This window comes from Streptomyces sp. NPDC041122 (assembly GCF_055592445.1).
The window spans coordinates 232,072-248,704 of record NZ_JBVIYQ010000010.1 but is presented as its reverse complement, the minus strand read 5'-3'; the positions used below and the strand labels follow the sequence as shown (position 1 = coordinate 248,704).

16 protein-coding genes and 1 tRNA gene are annotated in these 16,633 nt (G+C 73.2%); 4 read left to right on the top strand and 13 right to left on the bottom strand.

What is annotated here, in order from left to right:
• Positions 1-35: 35 nt before the first annotated feature.
• The gene (locus ACZ6B8_RS32260; RefSeq protein WP_471085592.1) at positions 36-626 is read right to left on the bottom strand and encodes a TetR/AcrR family transcriptional regulator; all 591 of its coding nucleotides are present in this window, start codon (positions 624-626) and stop codon (positions 36-38) included.
• Positions 627-826: 200 nt separating this feature from the next.
• Between ACZ6B8_RS32260 and ACZ6B8_RS32255 the strand changes: the two genes are divergently transcribed.
• On the top strand, positions 827-4,210 hold the full coding sequence (locus ACZ6B8_RS32255; protein ID WP_471609499.1) for a S41 family peptidase: 3,384 nt from the start codon (positions 827-829) through the stop codon (positions 4,208-4,210).
• A gap of 100 nt (positions 4,211-4,310) precedes the next feature.
• Positions 4,311-4,484, top strand: coding sequence for a hypothetical protein (locus tag ACZ6B8_RS32250; RefSeq protein ID WP_471085586.1), 174 nt, complete (start codon positions 4,311-4,313; stop codon positions 4,482-4,484).
• Between the two features lie 73 nt (positions 4,485-4,557).
• Here the strand turns inward: ACZ6B8_RS32250 and ACZ6B8_RS32245 are convergent, their stop codons facing one another.
• From ACZ6B8_RS32245 to ACZ6B8_RS32235, 3 genes are read right to left on the bottom strand one after another with little or no spacing between them, the layout of a single operon-like run.
• On the bottom strand, positions 4,558-5,442 hold the full coding sequence (locus ACZ6B8_RS32245; RefSeq protein WP_471609498.1) for an SDR family oxidoreductase: 885 nt from the start codon (positions 5,440-5,442) through the stop codon (positions 4,558-4,560).
• On the bottom strand, positions 5,439-6,368 hold the full coding sequence (locus tag ACZ6B8_RS32240) for an alpha/beta fold hydrolase (RefSeq protein WP_471609497.1): 930 nt from the start codon (positions 6,366-6,368) through the stop codon (positions 5,439-5,441). Before ACZ6B8_RS32240 ends, ACZ6B8_RS32245 begins: the two co-directional genes overlap by 4 nt.
• Positions 6,365-7,954, bottom strand: coding sequence for a flavin-containing monooxygenase (locus tag ACZ6B8_RS32235; RefSeq protein ID WP_471609496.1), 1,590 nt, complete (start codon positions 7,952-7,954; stop codon positions 6,365-6,367). Before ACZ6B8_RS32235 ends, ACZ6B8_RS32240 begins: the two co-directional genes overlap by 4 nt.
• Positions 7,955-8,128: 174 nt before the next feature.
• Between ACZ6B8_RS32235 and ACZ6B8_RS32230 the strand changes: the two genes are divergently transcribed.
• Positions 8,129-8,755: a MerR family transcriptional regulator gene (locus ACZ6B8_RS32230; RefSeq protein ID WP_471086033.1), complete on the top strand. Its 627-nt coding sequence runs from the start codon at positions 8,129-8,131 to the stop codon at positions 8,753-8,755.
• A gap of 12 nt (positions 8,756-8,767) precedes the next feature.
• Here the strand turns inward: ACZ6B8_RS32230 and ACZ6B8_RS32225 are convergent, their stop codons facing one another.
• Both ACZ6B8_RS32225 and ACZ6B8_RS32220 read right to left on the bottom strand, forming a co-directional pair.
• Entirely contained in the window at positions 8,768-9,814 is a 1,047-nt protein-coding gene (locus ACZ6B8_RS32225) for a DUF6528 family protein (protein WP_471085575.1), read from the bottom strand.
• Between the two features lie 146 nt (positions 9,815-9,960).
• On the bottom strand, positions 9,961-10,752 hold the full coding sequence (locus ACZ6B8_RS32220; protein ID WP_471085571.1) for an exodeoxyribonuclease III: 792 nt from the start codon (positions 10,750-10,752) through the stop codon (positions 9,961-9,963).
• A gap of 69 nt (positions 10,753-10,821) precedes the next feature.
• Between ACZ6B8_RS32220 and ACZ6B8_RS32215 the strand changes: the two genes are divergently transcribed.
• A complete protein-coding gene (locus tag ACZ6B8_RS32215; protein ID WP_471085568.1) occupies positions 10,822-11,385 on the top strand; it encodes a GNAT family N-acetyltransferase in 564 nt (187 codons plus the stop codon).
• A gap of 39 nt (positions 11,386-11,424) precedes the next feature.
• Here the strand turns inward: ACZ6B8_RS32215 and ACZ6B8_RS32210 are convergent, their stop codons facing one another.
• From ACZ6B8_RS32210 to moaC, 7 genes are all read right to left on the bottom strand, one after another.
• Positions 11,425-12,639: a HAMP domain-containing sensor histidine kinase gene (locus tag ACZ6B8_RS32210; protein WP_471085565.1), complete on the bottom strand. Its 1,215-nt coding sequence runs from the start codon at positions 12,637-12,639 to the stop codon at positions 11,425-11,427.
• A gap of 14 nt (positions 12,640-12,653) precedes the next feature.
• Positions 12,654-13,112 (bottom strand): hypothetical protein, encoded by a 459-nt coding sequence (locus tag ACZ6B8_RS32205; protein WP_471609495.1) that lies wholly within the window; start codon positions 13,110-13,112, stop codon positions 12,654-12,656.
• A gap of 129 nt (positions 13,113-13,241) precedes the next feature.
• A tRNA-Ala gene (locus ACZ6B8_RS32200) sits at positions 13,242-13,315 on the bottom strand.
• Positions 13,316-13,400: 85 nt separating this feature from the next.
• A complete protein-coding gene (gene sepX / locus ACZ6B8_RS32195) occupies positions 13,401-14,729 on the bottom strand; it encodes a divisome protein SepX/GlpR (protein WP_471609494.1) in 1,329 nt (442 codons plus the stop codon).
• 218 nt (positions 14,730-14,947) lie between these two features.
• On the bottom strand, positions 14,948-15,550 hold the full coding sequence (locus ACZ6B8_RS32190) for a GNAT family N-acetyltransferase (protein WP_471085556.1): 603 nt from the start codon (positions 15,548-15,550) through the stop codon (positions 14,948-14,950).
• Positions 15,551-15,567: 17 nt separating this feature from the next.
• Positions 15,568-16,110, bottom strand: a complete 543-nt coding sequence (locus ACZ6B8_RS32185) for a MogA/MoaB family molybdenum cofactor biosynthesis protein (RefSeq protein WP_471085553.1) — start codon at positions 16,108-16,110, stop codon at positions 15,568-15,570.
• Positions 16,107-16,631 carry a cyclic pyranopterin monophosphate synthase MoaC gene (gene moaC, locus ACZ6B8_RS32180; RefSeq protein ID WP_355807502.1) on the bottom strand — a complete coding sequence of 175 codons (525 nt, stop codon included), beginning with the start codon at positions 16,629-16,631 and terminating at the stop codon, positions 16,107-16,109. The genes ACZ6B8_RS32185 and moaC overlap by 4 nt, the downstream gene beginning before the upstream one ends.
• Positions 16,632-16,633: the final 2 nt, after the last annotated feature.

Below are 16,633 nucleotides of genomic sequence, written 5' to 3'. Positions count from 1 at the left end.
GGGGGATACGGGGATACGGAGGGGGTGCGGGTGGGTCAGACGCCGAGGGCGGGGAGGATCACGGCGTCGATGTACGCGGCGAGGAAGGCGCGGTCGACCGGGCGGTCCTCGATGAGGTCCCGGGCCGCGAAGCCGCCGACCATCATGTGGACGACGAACTCCAGCGCCGGATTGTCCGCGGCGACTTCGCCGCGCTCCACCGCTCTGCGCAACAGGTCGTTGAGGCCGGTGAGCTCCGGCTCGATGAGCAGGTTCCGCAGCGCCTGGTGGAGCTCGGGGTGGTCGTGGACGGCATGGAACAGACCCCGCATCAGCGCGGCGTCCTTCTCCATCTGGCAGTCGTCCGAGCGGGCCACCATCTCGTTCAGGTCGCCGCGCAGCGAGCCGGTGTCGATGTCCGCGAGGGACGCCGGCTTGTCGTGCCGCAGCGCCTTGGCGATCAGCTCCGGCTTGCTCCCCCACTGGCGGTAGAGGGTGGCCTTGCTGGAGCGGGTGCGGGCGGCGACGGCGTCCATGGTGAGGGCCTCGTAGCCGACCTCACGGAGCAGGTCGAGCACGGCCCCGTACAGCTCGGCCTCGCGCTCGGGGGTGATCCTGGTGCGCCGCGCCGCGGTCGTGTCGGTCACGGTCTCCACCTCCTGCTCGCCACTGCCCGGTACCGCCTCGGAACGAAACGGTTTCGTACACCGCGACTGTACGCCCGCCCCCGAGCGAAACGAAACCGTTTCGTACGTGTGCTGCGTCACGCCCCCGTCTCCTCTCGGCCGCCGTCCTTTCACCCTCGGCACGAGTTGCCGCGGCCTGCGGAGCGGAAAAGCATGGGGAGGTGACCGACGCGCGCGACGATGCCCAGGACGACCGCTCCTACCTGCGTTTCCCGCACCTCAGCGGCGACCGCCTCTGCTTCGCCGCCGAGGACGACCTGTGGGTGGCGCCCCTCACCCCGCAAGGCGCCCCGGCCGGCCGGGCCTGGCGGCTCACCGTCGACCGTACGAAGGTGAGCCACCCCCGCTTCTCGCCGGACGGCGCCCACATCGCGTACACGACGTGGCGCAGCCTCGACCCGGAGATCCATCTCGCGCCGGTCGACGGCGGCCCCGCCCGCCGCCTCACCTACTGGGGCAGCACCGACACCCGGGTCTGCGGCTGGTCCCCCGACGGCGACATCCTCGCCGTCTCCTCGCACGGCCAGCCCTTCTCGTACTTCTGCTGGGCCTACAGCGTGCCCGTCGACGGCTCCCCCGGCGGCAAGCTGCCCTGGGGGCCGGTCTGGGACATCGCGGTCACCGACTCGCTCGCCGACGACGCCGACAGCGGGGGCGACGGCAGGGGCGGGGGCGGGGGCGAGCGCAAGACGCTGCTCCTGACCGGCAAGCCGCCGCACGAACCCGCCGCCTGGAAGCGGTACCGGGGCGGCGCGACGGGCCGGCTGTGGATGCACGGGCAGCAGATCCTCGGCGACCTGGACGGGCACCTGGACTCCCCGATGTTCGTGTCCGGGCGGATCGCCTTCCTCTCCGACCACGAGGGCGTCGGCAACCTCTACTCGTGCCTGCCCGACGGCACCGACCTGCGCCGCCACACCGACCACGACACCTTCTACGCCCGGCACGCGGCGTCCGACGGCACCCGCGTCGTCTACCAGTGCGCCGGCGAGATCTGGCTGGTCGACGGCCTCACCGCGGACTCGGTGCCGCGCCGGCTCGACGTGCGGCTCGGCGGGCCGCGGGCCGGGCGGCGGGTCTACCAGGTGCCGGCCGCCCAGCACGTCGACTCGATCTCCGTGGACACCACGGGACGGGCCAGTGCCGTCGTCGTGCGCGGCTCCCTCTACTGGCTCACCCACCGGGACGGCCCGGCCCGCACCATCATCGACACCCCGGGCGTGCGGGTCCGCCTCCCGGAGATGCTCGGCACCAGCGGTCAGGTCGCCTATGTGACCGACGCCGAGGGCGAGGACGCCGTCGAGATCTCCTGGCTGCCCCGGGTCAGCGGCGACCGCAGGCCGCGCAGGCTCGCGAGCGGCCGGCTCGGCCGCGTCCAGGAGCTCGTCGCCGACCCCGACGGCCGGCGGCTCGCCGTCGCCTCGAACGACGGGCGGCTGCTCCTCATCACGGTGTCCGACGGGGCGGACGAGGCGGTGGGCGCCGACGCGGAAGCCGGAACCGCCCCCGACGGCGAGGGTGGCGGCGAGGGCGAGGTCACCGAGCTGATCCGGTCCCTCAACGGGCCCGTGCGCGACCTCGCCTTCTCCCCGGACGGCACCTGGCTGACCTGGTCGCACCCGGGCGTCGGCCGCTCCCTGCGCCAGATCAAGATGGCCCGCATCGAGGGGCCGGGCGCCCGCACCGTCGTCGACGTCACCAACGGCCGCTTCGAGGACGAGAACCCCGTCTTCACCCGCGACGGCCGCTATCTCGCCTTCCTCTCCTGGCGCGGCTTCGACCCCGTCTACGACGTGCACACCGGCGACCTGTCCTTCCCGCTCGGCTGCCGCCCCTACCTCGTACCGCTGTCGTCGGCGACGCCGTCGCCGTTCGCGCTGCTGCCCGACGGGCGCCCGGCCGCCGGCGGTCTCGATCCGGCCGACGGCGGCGCGGGGTACGGCACCACGACGGTGGAGGTGGAGGGGCTCGAGTCGCGGGTCACGCCGTTCCCGGTCGCCGCGTCGAAGTACTCGGCGCTGCACCCCGTCAGCGGCGGTGGCCTGGTCTGGCTGCGCTGGCCGATCTCGGGCGCGCTCGGCGAGACCTTCGCCAACCCGGCCGACACCTCGGGCCGCCCCACCCTCGAACACTTCAGCATCACCAAGACGAAGAAGTCCCAACTCGTCGACCACCTGGACTGGTTCGCGCTCAGCGGCGACGGCTCACGGCTCGTCGTCGTCGACGAGGGCGACCTGAGCGCCGTGCCCGCCACCGAGGCGGGCGACCTCGACACGACCGTCTGGATCGACCTGCGCCGCATCCTGCACGAGGTCGACCCGGCCGCCGAGTGGCGCCAGGCGTACGACGAGGCGGGCCGCATCATCCGCGCCTACTTCTGGGATCCGGGAATGTGCGGCATCGACTGGGACGCGGTGCTCGCGCAGTACCGGCCGCTGGTCGAACGGGTCGCGTCCCCCGACGAGTTCGCGGACCTGCTGCGCGAGGTCCTCGGCGAGCTGGGCACCTCCCACGCGTACGTCTCCGCCGCCCGGCGCAACGAGGGGCCGCCGCACTACCAGCGCGCCATGGGCCTGCTGGGCGCCAACCTCGTGCACCGGGACGAGGGGTGGATGGTCAAACGGATCCTGCCCGGCGACTCCTCCGACTCCAAGGCCCGCTCGCCGCTGGCCGGCGCGGGCATCCGGGAGGGCGCGGTCCTCACCCACATCGACGGCCGCCCGGTCGACCCGGTGACCGGCCCCTACCCGCTCCTGTCGGCGGCGGGCGGCACGACGGTCGAGCTCACCTTCCGGCCCGCGGAGGGCGACGGCAGACCCCGCCGGGTCGCGATCGTGCCCCTCGTCAACGAACGTCCGCTGCGCTATCAGGACTGGGTGGCCAAACGCCGCGACGTCGTACGGGAGTTGAGCGGCGGCAAGTGCGGCTATCTGCACATCCCCGACATGGGCGGCTCGGGGTGGGCCCAGTTCAACCGGGACCTGCGCATGGAGGTGGACCGGCCGGCGCTCATCGTGGACGTACGGGGCAACGCGGGCGGCCACATCAGTGAGCTCGTCATCGAGAAGCTGACCCGCAAGATCCTCGGCTGGGACCTGACGCGCAACGCCGTACCGGTGTCGTACGCCTCGAACGCGCCGCGCGGCCCCGTGGTCGCCCTCGCCGACGAGGCGACCTCCTCGGACGGCGACATGATCACCGCCGCCTTCAAGCTGCTCGGCCTCGGCCCGGTCGTCGGCCAGCGCACCTGGGGCGGCGTGGTCGGCATGACCGGACGGCACCGGCTCGGCGACGGCACGGTGATCACGGTGCCGATGAACGCGGGGTGGTTCGACGCGTACGGCTGGAGCGTGGAGAACCACGGCGTCCCCCCGGACCTGGACATCCTGCGGACGCCGCTGGACTGGGCGGAGGGGCGGCACGCCCAGCTCGACGACGCGGTGCAACTGGCGCTCGACCTCCTGGAGCAGCGGCCCGCGGCGACGCCGCCGGACCGCTCCGACGTGCCGGACCGGCGGCGGCCGCCACTGCCGCCGCGCTCGTGAGGGTCCGTACCCCACCTCCGCATGATCGAAATGCGCGGAATGTCCGGCCGTGCAAATCTGGTCGAGGCCCCTTCCCCCACCCACAACGGGAGTGACACGCATGGGCATCAAGGACCAGTTCCAGGACAAGGCTCAGGACCTCGCCAACAAGGCCAAGGACATGGGCGGCGACAAGCAGGACGAGGCGGGCGAGCGCGCCTCGCAGGGCCGGGACCAGGCCCGCGAGGCGGCGCAGGAGCAGCAGGACAAGTTCGACCAGGACTACGACGCCTGACGCCGCGCCGCACCTGAACGGAGAGGCCCCCCGGGACGCCGGGCGGGCCTCTTCGGTGTGCGCCCCCGGTCGGTCACCCCGAGCGCGCTTCCCGCGCCCTCTCGTCCGCCGACCCCCCCGCCCCCACCAGCCCCGTGGACACGCCCGCCAGCCTCGGCTCGAAGCGCCGCATCTCCCGCTGTCCCACCGCGCCGATGACGCCCGGGAGGTAGCCGCGGACGCCCTGCATGCCCCGCAGCCACCACTGCGCGTACACATGGCTGGAGCGGCGCTCGATGCCCACGACGATCCGGTCCACCGCCGGGCCGAGCGGATAGGTCTTGTTGGACGGCCACGGCAGCCGCTGGCGCAGCTCCCGCATCACCTCGTCCTGGTCCGCGCCCCGCACCATGTCCGTGTCGGTCCAGGACAGATAGCCGACGCCGACCTTGACGCCCTTGTAGCCGACCTCGGCCCGCAGCGCGTGCGCGTACGCCTCCACGCCCGACTTCGACGCGCAGTACGCCGTCATCATCGGCGCCGGGGTGATCGCGGCGAGCGAGGCGATCTGCAGGAGGTAGCCGCGGCTCTCCATCAGGACGGGCAGGAAGGCCCGTCCGGTCACCGCGCTGCCGATCAGGTTGACCTCGATGACGCGGCGCCACGCGTCGGGGTCGGACTCCAGGAACGGCCCGCCGCCGGCCACGCCCGCGTTGGCGACGACGATGTCGACCTTGCCGAACCGCTCCTTGACCTCTTGGGCGACCTGCGCCATCGCCGCGTGGTCGGTGACGTCCGCGTACCAGTGGCCGGACTCGGTGTGCAGCCGCTCCGACACCTGCTTCAGCTCGTCCGGCTCCAGGCCGACGAGGGCGACCTTCGCGCCGCGCGCCGAGAGCTTGCGGGCGAGCAGCTCACCGACGCCGCGCGCCGCTCCGGTGACGACCGCGACCTGACCCTCCAGGCTGACCCTGCTCATGCGCCCTCCTTGACCTGTGCGTACGTTCCGGCGAGTTCCCTGATCCGTGCGGTGACGGCCTCGGGCGCCTCGATGGGTGTCATGTGTCCGATCCCGGTGAGCTCGGTGAGCCCCAGGCACTGGGGCAGGGCGGCCGCGATGCGCCGCGCGTGCACGACCGGCGTGAGGCGGTCGGACGTCCCGGCGATGACCGCGGTGGGCGCCCGCAACTCGCCCACGGCCACGTCCAGTTGGAGCGCGTCCAGCACGCCCGACCAGCCGTGCCGCACGATCCTGGGGCAGGCGTGCACGATCCGCGCGCACGCGTCGACCTTGTCGGGCGCCGCGCCGGGGCCCATCGTCGCGTACCTGAGGATCCGCCGGGCCAGCGGTGTGACGGGCCCGAGCGGCGCGCGCGAGCCGAGCACCGACCGGGTGAGCCGGGTCCGCACCCGTCCGGCGCGCAGCAGCGGCACCACCGTCGCCTCGGCCACCAGCGCCGAACTGCCGGTGCTGCACAGCAGAACGGCCGCGGTGCGCTCCCGCACCGCCTCCCGCCCGCCGGCCGCCATGATCGTCATGCCGCCCATCGAGTGGCCGACGAGCACGGCCTTCTCGCCCGGCGCGAGCGTCGCCGCGAGCACCGCCTCCAGGTCGTCGGCGAGCGCCTCGGTGCTGTAGCCGTCGGCGTCCGCGGGCGCCGCGCTGCGCCCGTGCCCGCGCTGGTCGTACGCGATGACGCGGTGGTCGGCGGCGAGCCCGCGGATCTGCGCGGCCCAGAAGGCGGTCGAGCAGGTCCAGCCGTGGGTGAGGAGCACCGCGGGCGCACCCTCGGGGCCGTGCACCTCGACGTGGACACGGGAGCCGTCGGCGGAGACGGCGCTCAGTTCGCGGGCGGCGACGGGCGGCGCGTAGGGGCCGCTGATCGCGTGGGTCAGCCGGCTCATGCCCCGGCCTCGACCTTCTCGGCCCCGGAGGCGCGCGACGTCCCCGTCTCCCCTCCGGCCGCGTCCGCCGCCGCCTCCTGCGCCTTCGCGGGGCGCAGCACCTCGTACTCGGAGAGGTCGACGCGGCGGGTGGCCGCCCGGAACTCGGTGGTCGTGCCGGGCCACACCGTGGTGTTGACCCCGTTCTCGTCGAGGTACCAGCTGTTGCAGCCGCCGGTGTTCCACACGGTGCGCTTCATCCGCTCCTGGACGCGGGCGTTCCAGGCGGTGACGGCGGCGGGGCGGGCGGCGAGCGCGGCGCGACCGCCGAGCACGTCCAACTGCCGCAGGTAGTCGGCCATGTAGTTCAGCTGGGACTCGATCATGAGGATCATCGAGGAGTTGCCGAGCCCGGTGTTCGGGCCGATGATCGTCATCCAGTTGGGGAAGCCGGCCGCGGTCGCGCCGCGCAGTGCGTTCATGCCGTCCTTCCAGGTCTCCATGAGGGTGAGCCCCTCGTCGCCGACGACCCGGTCGGCGATCGGCATGTCCGTCACGTGGAACCCGGTGCCGAAGATGATCGCGTCGACCTCGGTCTCGGTGCCGTCGGCGGCGACCACGGTGCTGCCCCGCACCTCGGTCAGCCCGCTCGCGACGACGTCGACGTTGGGCTTGGCGAGCGCCGGATAGTAGGTGTTGGAGAGCAGGATGCGCTTGCAGCCGATGCGGTACGTGGGTGTCAGCTTCGCCCGCAGCGCCGGGTCCTTGATCGCCCGGTACATGTTCCGCTTGGCGATCTGCTCGACCATGCCGAGCTCGTTGGGCCGCTTGGTGAACGCCTGGACCTGCAACTCCCGGATGCCCCACAGGATTCCGCGCCGGGCCTGGGTGGTGAACGGCAGCTGCCGGTGCAGCCAGCGCTCGACGCCGGTGATGGCGCGGTCGGCGCGCGGCATCACCCAGGGGGGTGTGCGCTGGAAGAGGGTGAGCTTGCCGGCCTTCTTCTGTATCTCGGGGACGATCTGGATCGCCGAGGCGCCGGTGCCGATCATCGCGACGCGCTTGCCGCGCAGGTCGTAGTCGTGGTCCCAGCGGGCGGAGTGGAAGACCTTGCCGGGGAAGGTGTCGATGCCGGGGATGTCCGGGGTCTTGGGGTCCGAGAGCGGCCCGGTGGCGGAGACGACGACGTCGGCGGTGAGGGCGCCGTTGCTGGTCTCGATCTCCCAGCGCAGCCGTTCGGCGTCCCAGCGCATCAGTTTCACCTCGGTGTCGAGGCGGATGTGCGGGCGCAGCCGGAAGGTGTCGGCGACGTGCTCCAGGTACTCGCGGATGCGCTCCTGGCCGGAGAAGGTGCGCGGCCAGTCGGGGTTGGGCGCGAAGGAGAAGGAGTACAGGTGCGAGGGGACGTCGCAGGCGCAGCCGGGGTAGCTGTTGTCCCGCCAGGTGCCGCCCACCGCGCCGGCCCGCTCCAGGACGACGAAGTCGGTGATGCCCTCGCGGCGCAGCCGCACGGCGGCCCCGAGGCCTCCGAAGCCGGATCCGATCACCGCCACCCGTACGTGCTCGTGCTCGCGCCCCTGCTCAGGGCTCCGCTCGCGCTCGGCCATGCCGCCGCCTCCCGAAGTACACGACTCTGCCAGTAACCACTGGCGCAATTCGGAGCGTAGAACAACCGCGTACTGATGGGTAGGGGTCGGCCCGCGAAACTTACCGGCGGTACGACATAGGCTTCCCCCGTGGCAGAGCAACCGGAAGGCGCAGGCGGCGTACGCGAGTACCGCATGGCGGAGCTGGCCGCCGAGGCCGGCATCACCGTGCGCACCGTGCGCTTCTACCGCGAGCGCGGACTGATCCCGCCGCCGCGCCGCGAGGGCCGCATCGCCTGGTACGACGAGCACCACCTGGCCCGGCTGCGCACCATCGCCGCCCTCCTGGAGCGCGGCCACACCCTCAACGGCATCGCCGAACTCGCCGACGCCTTCGACAAGGGCCGCGACGTCGGCGAACTCCTCGGCCTCGGCGAGCCGACCGAGGAGCAGCCGGTGCGCCTGACCCCCGAGGAGCTCGCCGACCACTTCGCGGGCGAGGTCACCCCGGAGAACCTCGTCGCCGCGCTGGACCTCGGCTACCTCGGCACCGACGGCGACGAGCTGGTGCACATCAGCCGCCGCCTCCTGGACGCCTCATCCACCCTGGTGCGCAAGGGAGTTCCGCTCGCAGCCGTCCTGGAGGCCGGCCAGCGGGTCCGCGAACACGCCGACGCGCTCGCGGAGCTGTTCACCACCGTGCTGCGCGAGCACGTCCCCGAGACGGCCGACCTGGACATCGAGGAGCTGCGTCCGGTCGCCAAGGCCGTGGTGGAGGCGGAGCTGTCGATGGCGCTGGACCGCCGCCTCAAGCAGGACTGACCCACCGGCGGATCACCGCGGCAGCCACCAACGGGCCTTGTAGATACCGCCGTTCACGTACTTGTACGAGCTCTCGGGCCGGTGCACGCTCACCGTCGTGGTCCACCAGGTCTCCTCCAGGCCGCTCTCCGGCACGGTGGTCAGGACCTGCCCGGTGCGCGGGTCGTCGCCGGCCGTCTTCACCGACTTCCGCGAGACGGTCTCGTGCCCGGCGAAGTCCTGGCGGAAGGTCCCGCCGCGCGTCTCGTACTGGAACACCGCGGCGTTGGTCGTCACCCACAGCCGCCCCGGCCGCCCCGCCACCGGGAAGAGGTCGTGGCCGCCCGGCGTCTTCCCCGGCGTGCCGGCCGGCAGCCCCACCGCGGAGCGCCGGACCAGCTCGGGCCGCGCGGCCGTGCCGCCCACCTCGTACGTCACCAACTCGTCGTCGCCGAGGGCCCACAGCACCCCGCGCGCGTCGTCCCAGTGCAGCCCGTGCGCGCCCTTGAGCTCCGCCTCCGTGTACCGCGTGGACCGCGGGCCCCACGACGCCGCGTAGAGCCGGACCCGCGCGCCCGTGCTGCACGCGACGGCCACGTTGCCGTCGGGCAGCAGCTCGGCGGTGTGCGGGTTGAACAGGTCGTCCCCCGGCCCGATCGCCGTGCCCCAGTACCGCCGGCCCGTCGGGTGCTCGACGACGGCCACGAACCCGAAGGACGCCGTGGTCAGCACGTACGGACGCGTGCGGCGCAGCCGCACCTTCGCCTCGCACGGGTAGCGCCAGCTCTCCTCGGGGAGCAGGTCCCGGTAGCGCGGGTCGCCGAGCGGCGAGAACTGCCACCGCACCGCGGTGGGGTCGGCCGCCGGGTCCCAGACGCGGCGCCGCGGATCCAGCACGAGGATCCGCCGGCTCGCCTGCTCGGTCAGCAGCACGGGCGGCGTACCTCTGGGGACGCCACCACCGTCCGCGCCACCGCCTCCCGCACCACCGCGGTCCGCTCCGTACGCCCCGGCGACGGGCAGCGCCGTCGCGATCCCCGCACCCGCGGCACCCAGCAGCATGGCGCGCCTCGACGGCATGGCAGACATGAAGTCCCCCCGAACCCTAGGGAGTTGCACATGACGCGACCGCAATCTGCCATGTCTCGTGGGCCCGGGACAGCCCTCTGCCGGACTTTATGACCGTGCGCCGCGTCCGCCACGGACGCCGCGCACGACAGGGGCCGTCAGAGGTCGTAGACCACCGTCACGGGCGCATGGTCGCTCCACCGCTCGCCGTGGCTCGCGGCCCGCTCCACGTACGCCTTCACCGCGCGCTCGGCGAGCCCCGCCGTCGCGACCTGGTAGTCGATGCGCCAGCCCGTGTCGTTGTCGAAGGCACGCCCGCGGTAGGACCACCACGAGTAGGGGCCCTCGACGCCCGGGTGCTGCTGCCGCACGACGTCCTCGTACTCCGCGAAGACCTCGTCCAGCCAGGCGCGCTCCTCCGGCAGAAAGCCGGAGTTCTTCTTGTTGCCCTTCCAGTTCTTGAGGTCGGCCTCCTGGTGGGCGATGTTCCAGTCGCCGCACACGACGACGTGCCGCCCCTCGGCGGCGGCCCGCGCCTTGAGCCCCTTCAGGTGGACGAGGAACTCGGCCATGAACCGGATCTTCTCGTCCTGGCGCTCGGTGCCGACCTCACCGGAGGGCAGATACAGGCTGGCCACGGTGACGCCCGGCAGATCGGCCTCGACGTACCGGCCGCTGCCGTCGAACTCCTGCGACCCGAAGCCGACCCGCACCCGGTCCGGCTCCCGCCGCGTGTACAGCGAGACACCGGCCCGACCCTTGGCGGCGGCGGGCGCGTGCAGCACGTGCCACCCCTCGGGCTCGCGCACCTCGTCCGGCAGCTGGTGCGGCTCGGCGCGCACCTCCTGGAGGCAGAGCACATCGGCGGAGGTGCCGGCGAGCCACTCCACGAAGCCCTTCTTGGCGGCGGCGCGCAGGCCGTTCACATTCACGGTGGTCACAGTGAGCATCCGGGCACGATACCGGCACACTGGATGGCCGAGCCCCCACCCATCTCGCATAGAAGTACGATGGAGCGCATGACTATCCAAGCCCGTGCGGCCGCCACCCCCGAGCCCGTCGTCCCCGAGCCCGCCCGCGCGCCGGTCCGCGAGGCCACCCCCGTCGAGCTGCGCACCGTCACCTTCGCGCACCCCGACGCGGTCCGGCTCAACGACCGCGTCCAGCTCGAATACGCCGAGCGGTACGGCGACGAGGGCGATGTCACCCCCCTGGACCCGACCATGTTCGAACCGCCGCGCGGCCGCTACCTCATCGCGTACGACGAGAACGGCACCGCCCTGGCGACCGGCGGCTGGCGCAGCATGGACGAGAACGGCGAGGGCTACCGGGACGGCGACGCCGAGCTGAAGCGGATGTATGTCACCCCAGAGGCGCGCGGTCTCGGCCTCGCCCGCCGGATCCTCGCGGAGCTGGAGGCGGACGCGCGGGCGGCGGGCCGCGTCCGCATGGTCCTGGAGACCGGCACCAAGCAGCCCGAGGCGATAGCCCTCTACGCCTCCAGCGGATACACCCCCGCCCCGGCGAAGTTCGGCCACTACCGCTTCGACGACCTGAGCCGCTGCTACGCGAAGCAGCTCTGATCGCGGCCGGCACCCCTCGCCCCTCCGCCCCGGCCGCGCCTACCCTCCCCGTACCGCCGAGCGCAGGTCGAACTCCGCCAGGGCGCCGCCGCCCGGCTGATTGCTGAAGCGCAGGCCCGCATCGAGGACCTGCGCCTGCCCCTGCGCGATCGTCAGGCCGAGCCCGAGGCCGACCCCCTTCTCCCCGCACCCGCTCCGGAACCGCTGCGGCCCACCGGAGAGCAGGGACTCCGGAAAGCCGCCCCCGGAGTCCCGCACCCGCACCACACCGCCGTCGACCTCGACGGCCACCGGCGCCGCCCCGTGCCGCAGCGCGTTGCTGACGAGGTTGGCGATCACCCGCTCCACGCGGCGCGGGTCCGTCACCACCTCCACGTCCCGTACGACGTCGACGCTCACCCCGGGAGCGCCGGCCGCCCCGGCCGCCGCCGACCGCCGCACCAGCGCCCCCAGTTCACGGCGCTCGGCCGCGACCTGCTCCCCCGCCCCGTCGAGCCGGGCCACCTCGATGACGTCGTCGACCAGCTCCCGGAGCCGCTGCGCGGACTCCCGCACCAGCTCCGAGGGGCGCCCCGGCGGCAGCAGCCCGGCCGCCGTGACCATGCCGGCCACCGGCGTCCGCAGCTCGTGCGCGATGTTCGCCGTCACCTCGCGCTCGGCCTGCAGCCGCGCCGCGAGCGCGTCGGCCATGGTGTTCACCGCGGCCGCGAGCCGGGTGATCTCGTCCTTGCCGCGCAGCGGCAGCCGCGCCGTCAGGTCGCCTTCCGCGATGCGCGTCGCGGCCCCCGCCTTCGCCCGCAGCCGCCGCCCCAGCCGGGTCGCGACGACCAGCCCCGCCACACAGGCGAGCGCCGTCCCGAACCCGCCGGAGATCCACAGCACCCGGTCCACATCCCGCACCGTCTCCGCTTCCCTGTCGTAGGGCCGCTTCAGCGCGACGACCTCCTTGCCGTACTTGCTGGCCGCCCACAGCTGCGGCACCCGCCCCGTCCGGTCCAGGTAGACGCCCCAGTTCCCGTTCGCCACGGCACCCGCGAGCGGTCCCGGCAGATCGGGCGGGTCGACAAGGGTGCGGTCCCCGTCGATCCCGGCGGCGTGGTCCTGCACGGCGGTCTGCAGCCGGTCGCCGATCTGGGTGCGCGCACCCGCGTACTGCGCCTCGGCGGTGCGGTGGTGGACGAGGAGCCCCATCACGACGGACACCAGCGCCGCGGTGCCCGCGATGGCGATACCGATCTTGGTGCGCAGCCCCATGCCGATCCCCCCGCTCACACGTCCGGGACGGACAGCCGGATCCCCTGGAACTGCACGTTCACCGCGGCGGCGGGCAGCTCCCCGGGATCCTTCGGCTCGACGGCGACCTGCCGGTAGTACGCCACGTGCTCCTGCTGTTCGAGACTGCTGAGCGTCAGCTTCGCGTCGTACGGCTTCGTCGCGCACCCGGGCAGACACCAGGCGCCGCTCAGCTTGCCGGTGGCCTGCGCGGTCGGGCCGCCCCAGTCCCGCCAGCTCAACTCGGTGAGCGCCACGTACTCGGTGAGCTCCACGGAGGCGGGCTGCTGCAGCGGCTGTCCCATCGCGTCGGCGAGGTAGACGGGCCCGGCCACCCGCGAGGGCAGCAGCGCGGGCCCCTCCACCCGCAGCCCCCGGGGCTCGGCGCACCCGGCCACCAGCAGGGCGGCGAGTGCGGTGCCGCACACGGCGGCCACCCTCAAAGGGGACGACATGCGTCAAATGTATCCGTAGCGCCGCATTCCACACCGGGGACCGATGGAAGGGGAGCACGGCGGCGCGGAAGGGGGGACAACGCAAAGATCCCGTCCAGTTCGATGAACTGGACGGGATCTCATGTGCAGTGGACCTGTGGGGATTTGAACCCCAGACCCCCTCGATGCGAACGAGGTGCGCTACCAGACTGCGCCACAGGCCCTTGCAACGAGTGAAACTCTAGCATCCCGATCGGGGTGCTCGGAAATCCGGTCCTGGCTGGTCAGCCAGGGGGACCTCGCGGCGCCTCACTCGTTGGCCGCGCGCGGCCGTTCGCCGTCCTCGTACTGATCGAAGAGCGGCGTGCGGCCGCGCTCGCGGGCCCGCCGCGCGGACGCGGCCCGGCGCCGGTCGCTGCGGCCACCGCCGGCGTCCGCGCCCTCCGCCCCGTCGATGTCGCCCGTCTTCTCGGCCGGCAGCTCACGCTCGGCCGCGCGCTCGGCGGAGTCCTCCGCCGTGCTGGAGCGCGCCGCGCTCCAGGTGTCGGGCGAGCCGAGGTCGACGCTGCCCGTGGCGCGCGGGGCGACCGGCGCGGTCACGTACGTCGGCAGCGGCACCGGGACCGGGTCCCAGCTGTCGCCGCGGCCGGGGCCGCGCTGCCGCTCGCGCTGCTGGTCGACCCACTCGGCGTGGTCGGTCTGCTCGACGAGGGCGCGGCGGTCGGCGGCGAGCGCCGACAGGCCGGTCTCCGTCTCGGGCGCGGGCCCCTCGTCCGCCGTCTCGTCCGCCGCGGGCTCCGCGCCCGCGGGCCTGCGCCGGGGCTGCCGCTCGCGCAGCCGCTGCGCGGCGACCTCGGCCCTGCGCCGGTCCATCGTGTACGTGAAGCGGCGCCGCTCCTGCCCGCGCAGATAGACGATGTACGCGCTCAACAGCACGGCGGGCACGGCGGGCGCCCACAGGAAGGCGAGCCCTCCGACCCCGGCGACGATGGCGCCGACCGTGAAGGCGAGGAAGAGCAGGACCGTCGTCCGGCGGCGTCGCGCGAGGACCTTGGTGCGCCGGGCGCGCGCGGCGGCCTCCGCCGACGCGGCACGCTGGGCGGGCGTCGCCCGGCTCGGAGCCTTGCCCGGACCGGTGGCCGGCCCCGTGGTCGAGGACTGGACCGAGGGCTGAACCGAGGACTGGACCGAGGACTTGGCCTGGGACGCGGCCGACACCCTGGCCCGGGCGGCCGGTGCGGGTTCGTGCCCGGTTTCGGGTTCGCGTTCGGGCGCCCGGTCGCGGTCGGGGCGCGCCTGGGGACGGGCGGCGGGCTCGGCCCGTCTGGCCGCGGGTTCCGCCCGGTCCGCCCGGAACTCCGTCCCGGACGCGGGCGCGACGAAGGACCGGACGTCCACCGAGCCGGTGACGCCGTCCGGGTCGTCGCGCGACTCCCCGTCCTCGGGAGAGCGCGCTTGCAGGTCCTTGGCGTATCGGCGCTCCATGCCCGCCCGTCCGGACAGCAGCCGGATGGCGGTGCTGAAGCGTTCCGTCGGACGGGCTTCGTTCAGCTCGTCCTGCCTACGGAGCCACATCGGCACCAAGTAGGCGGCCCAGGCCCCGACGATGACTGCGTAGATGAGGCCGCTGCTGCTCACGCTCACACGGTAGAGGGGTTTCCGTGAGGCCATCTGCCAATTGAGCCGGTGTGTCGCACGATCCGGCTGATATCTCGAACTTTTTTTGCGACTGATGCGATCAACAGGCCGCCGTCGGTGTGAAATTAATGTCTGAGACAAGACTCATACGCGCCTCAGACGGTCGATCACCGACCGATTTCGAACACACATTTCATTTATGGCGCCCGGAAGCGGCTCTAGGCCGTCTTCCGAGGCCGCGCCTGGTGCCAGCGGCGCAACAACCCTTCCGGTACCTCTTCGGTCGTCAGCGCGAAGACGAGATGATCGCGCCAGGCTCCGTCGATGTGGAGATAGCGGGGCCGGATCCCTTCCTCGCGGAATCCGAGTTTCTCCACGACCCGTCGGCTCGGCGCGTTCTCGGGGCGAATGCAGACCTCGATACGGTGCAGCCCGACCGCGCGGAAGCAGTGGTCGACGGCGAGGGCGACGGCGGTCGGCATGACGCCGCGGCCCGCGACGGACTCGTCGACCCAGTACCCCACGTGGCCCGAGCACATCGAGCCCCAGGTGATCCCGGCGACCGTCAACTGCCCGACGAGCCGGCCCTGGTACTCGATGACGAACGGCAGCATCCGCCCCGCCCCGGCCTCCGCCCGCAGATGGCGGACCATCTGACGGTACGTGGGGCGGTGCACGATGGGGCCGCTGGGCGTGGGCGGCGGGATCGTGGCCTCCCAGGGGCGCAGCCAGTCGCGGTTGCGCCGGTTGACCTCGCGCCAGGCCCGCTGGTCGCGCATCTTTATGGGTCGCAGGACGACGTCACCGTCCGTCAGCTCCACGGGCCAGGAAGGGCGGTTCAGCTCGCACCCCCCGGCGGAGGGCTGGGGTGGTCGCCGCCGCGCAGCTGGTCGACGGCGTGCCGAAGGAGCGGCTCCAGGACGGCGAGTCCGTCCCGTACGCCACCGGTGGACCCCGGCAGGTTCACGATGAGCGTCCCGCCCGCGACCCCGGCGAGCCCGCGCGAGAGGACGGCCGTGGGCACCTTGTCCCTGCCGTACGCGCGGATCGCCTCGCCGATGCCCGGCACTTCGTGGTCGATGACCCGGCGGGTGGCCTCGGGGGTGCGGTCGGTGGGCGAGATGCCGGTGCCGCCGGTGGTGAGGATGACGTCGTAGCCGGCGGCGACACCGGCGCGCAGCGCCGCCTCGACGGGGTCGCCGTCCGGGACGACCTGCGGACCGTCGACGGCGAATCCGAGGGCACCCAGGCCCTCGGCGAGGATCGGGCCGCCCTTGTCGGCGTAGACCCCTGCGGCGGCGCGGTTGGAGGCGGTGACGACGAGGGCGCGGTGGGGCGCGCCTCCGGCACCCGCGGCCGTGCCTGCGCGGTCCTGGCTCATGCCTGCTCCCCCTCGCGCGTCCAGTGCCCCGACTTGCCGCCGGTCTTCTCCTCGACGCGTACGTCGGTGATGACGGCGCCCTTGTCGACCGCCTTGACCATGTCGACGACCGTGAGGGCGGCGACGCTCACCGCGGTGAGGGCCTCCATCTCGACGCCCGTGCGGTCGGTGGTCTTCACCGTGGCGAGGATCTCGACGGCGTCGTCCGCCACGGAGAGGTCGAGCTTCACTCCGGAGACGGCCAGCGGGTGGCAGAGCGGGATGAGGTCGGGGGTCCGTTTGGCGCCCATGATGCCCGCGATCCGCGCGGTGGCCAGGGCGTCGCCCTTGGGCACGCCCTCGCCGCGCAGCAGTTCGATCACGCGGGGCGAGACCCGTACGCGGCCGCTGGCGCGGGCCGTGCGCGCGGTCACGTCCTTGGCGGACACGTCGACCATGCGGGCCGCGCCCGCCTCGTCGATGTGGGTCAGTCGCTGCTGCTCAGGGGCTCCGGGGGTGTCCCCCCGGGAAATCGCGGTCATGT

Excerpts from the sequence above, each read along its gene's own strand:
- ACZ6B8_RS32250 (WP_471085586.1), top strand. The coding sequence starts at position 4,311 with ATGGGCATCAAGGACCAGTTCCAGGACAAGGCTCAGGACCTCGCCAAC.
- ACZ6B8_RS32245 (WP_471609498.1), bottom strand. The coding sequence starts at position 5,442 with ATGAGCAGGGTCAGCCTGGAGGGTCAGGTCGCGGTCGTCACCGGAGCG.
- ACZ6B8_RS32240 (WP_471609497.1), bottom strand. The coding sequence starts at position 6,368 with ATGAGCCGGCTGACCCACGCGATCAGCGGCCCCTACGCGCCGCCCGTC.
- ACZ6B8_RS32235 (WP_471609496.1), bottom strand. The coding sequence starts at position 7,954 with ATGGCCGAGCGCGAGCGGAGCCCTGAGCAGGGGCGCGAGCACGAGCAC.
- ACZ6B8_RS32230 (WP_471086033.1), top strand. The coding sequence starts at position 8,129 with ATGGCGGAGCTGGCCGCCGAGGCCGGCATCACCGTGCGCACCGTGCGC.
- ACZ6B8_RS32225 (WP_471085575.1), bottom strand. The coding sequence starts at position 9,814 with ATGCCGTCGAGGCGCGCCATGCTGCTGGGTGCCGCGGGTGCGGGGATC.
- ACZ6B8_RS32220 (WP_471085571.1), bottom strand. The coding sequence starts at position 10,752 with ATGCTCACTGTGACCACCGTGAATGTGAACGGCCTGCGCGCCGCCGCC.
- ACZ6B8_RS32215 (WP_471085568.1), top strand. The coding sequence starts at position 10,822 with ATGACTATCCAAGCCCGTGCGGCCGCCACCCCCGAGCCCGTCGTCCCC.
- ACZ6B8_RS32210 (WP_471085565.1), bottom strand. The coding sequence starts at position 12,639 with ATGGGGCTGCGCACCAAGATCGGTATCGCCATCGCGGGCACCGCGGCG.
- ACZ6B8_RS32205 (WP_471609495.1), bottom strand. The coding sequence starts at position 13,112 with ATGTCGTCCCCTTTGAGGGTGGCCGCCGTGTGCGGCACCGCACTCGCC.
- ACZ6B8_RS32185 (WP_471085553.1), bottom strand. The coding sequence starts at position 16,110 with ATGAGCCAGGACCGCGCAGGCACGGCCGCGGGTGCCGGAGGCGCGCCC.
- moaC (WP_355807502.1), bottom strand. The coding sequence starts at position 16,631 with ATGACCGCGATTTCCCGGGGGGACACCCCCGGAGCCCCTGAGCAGCAG.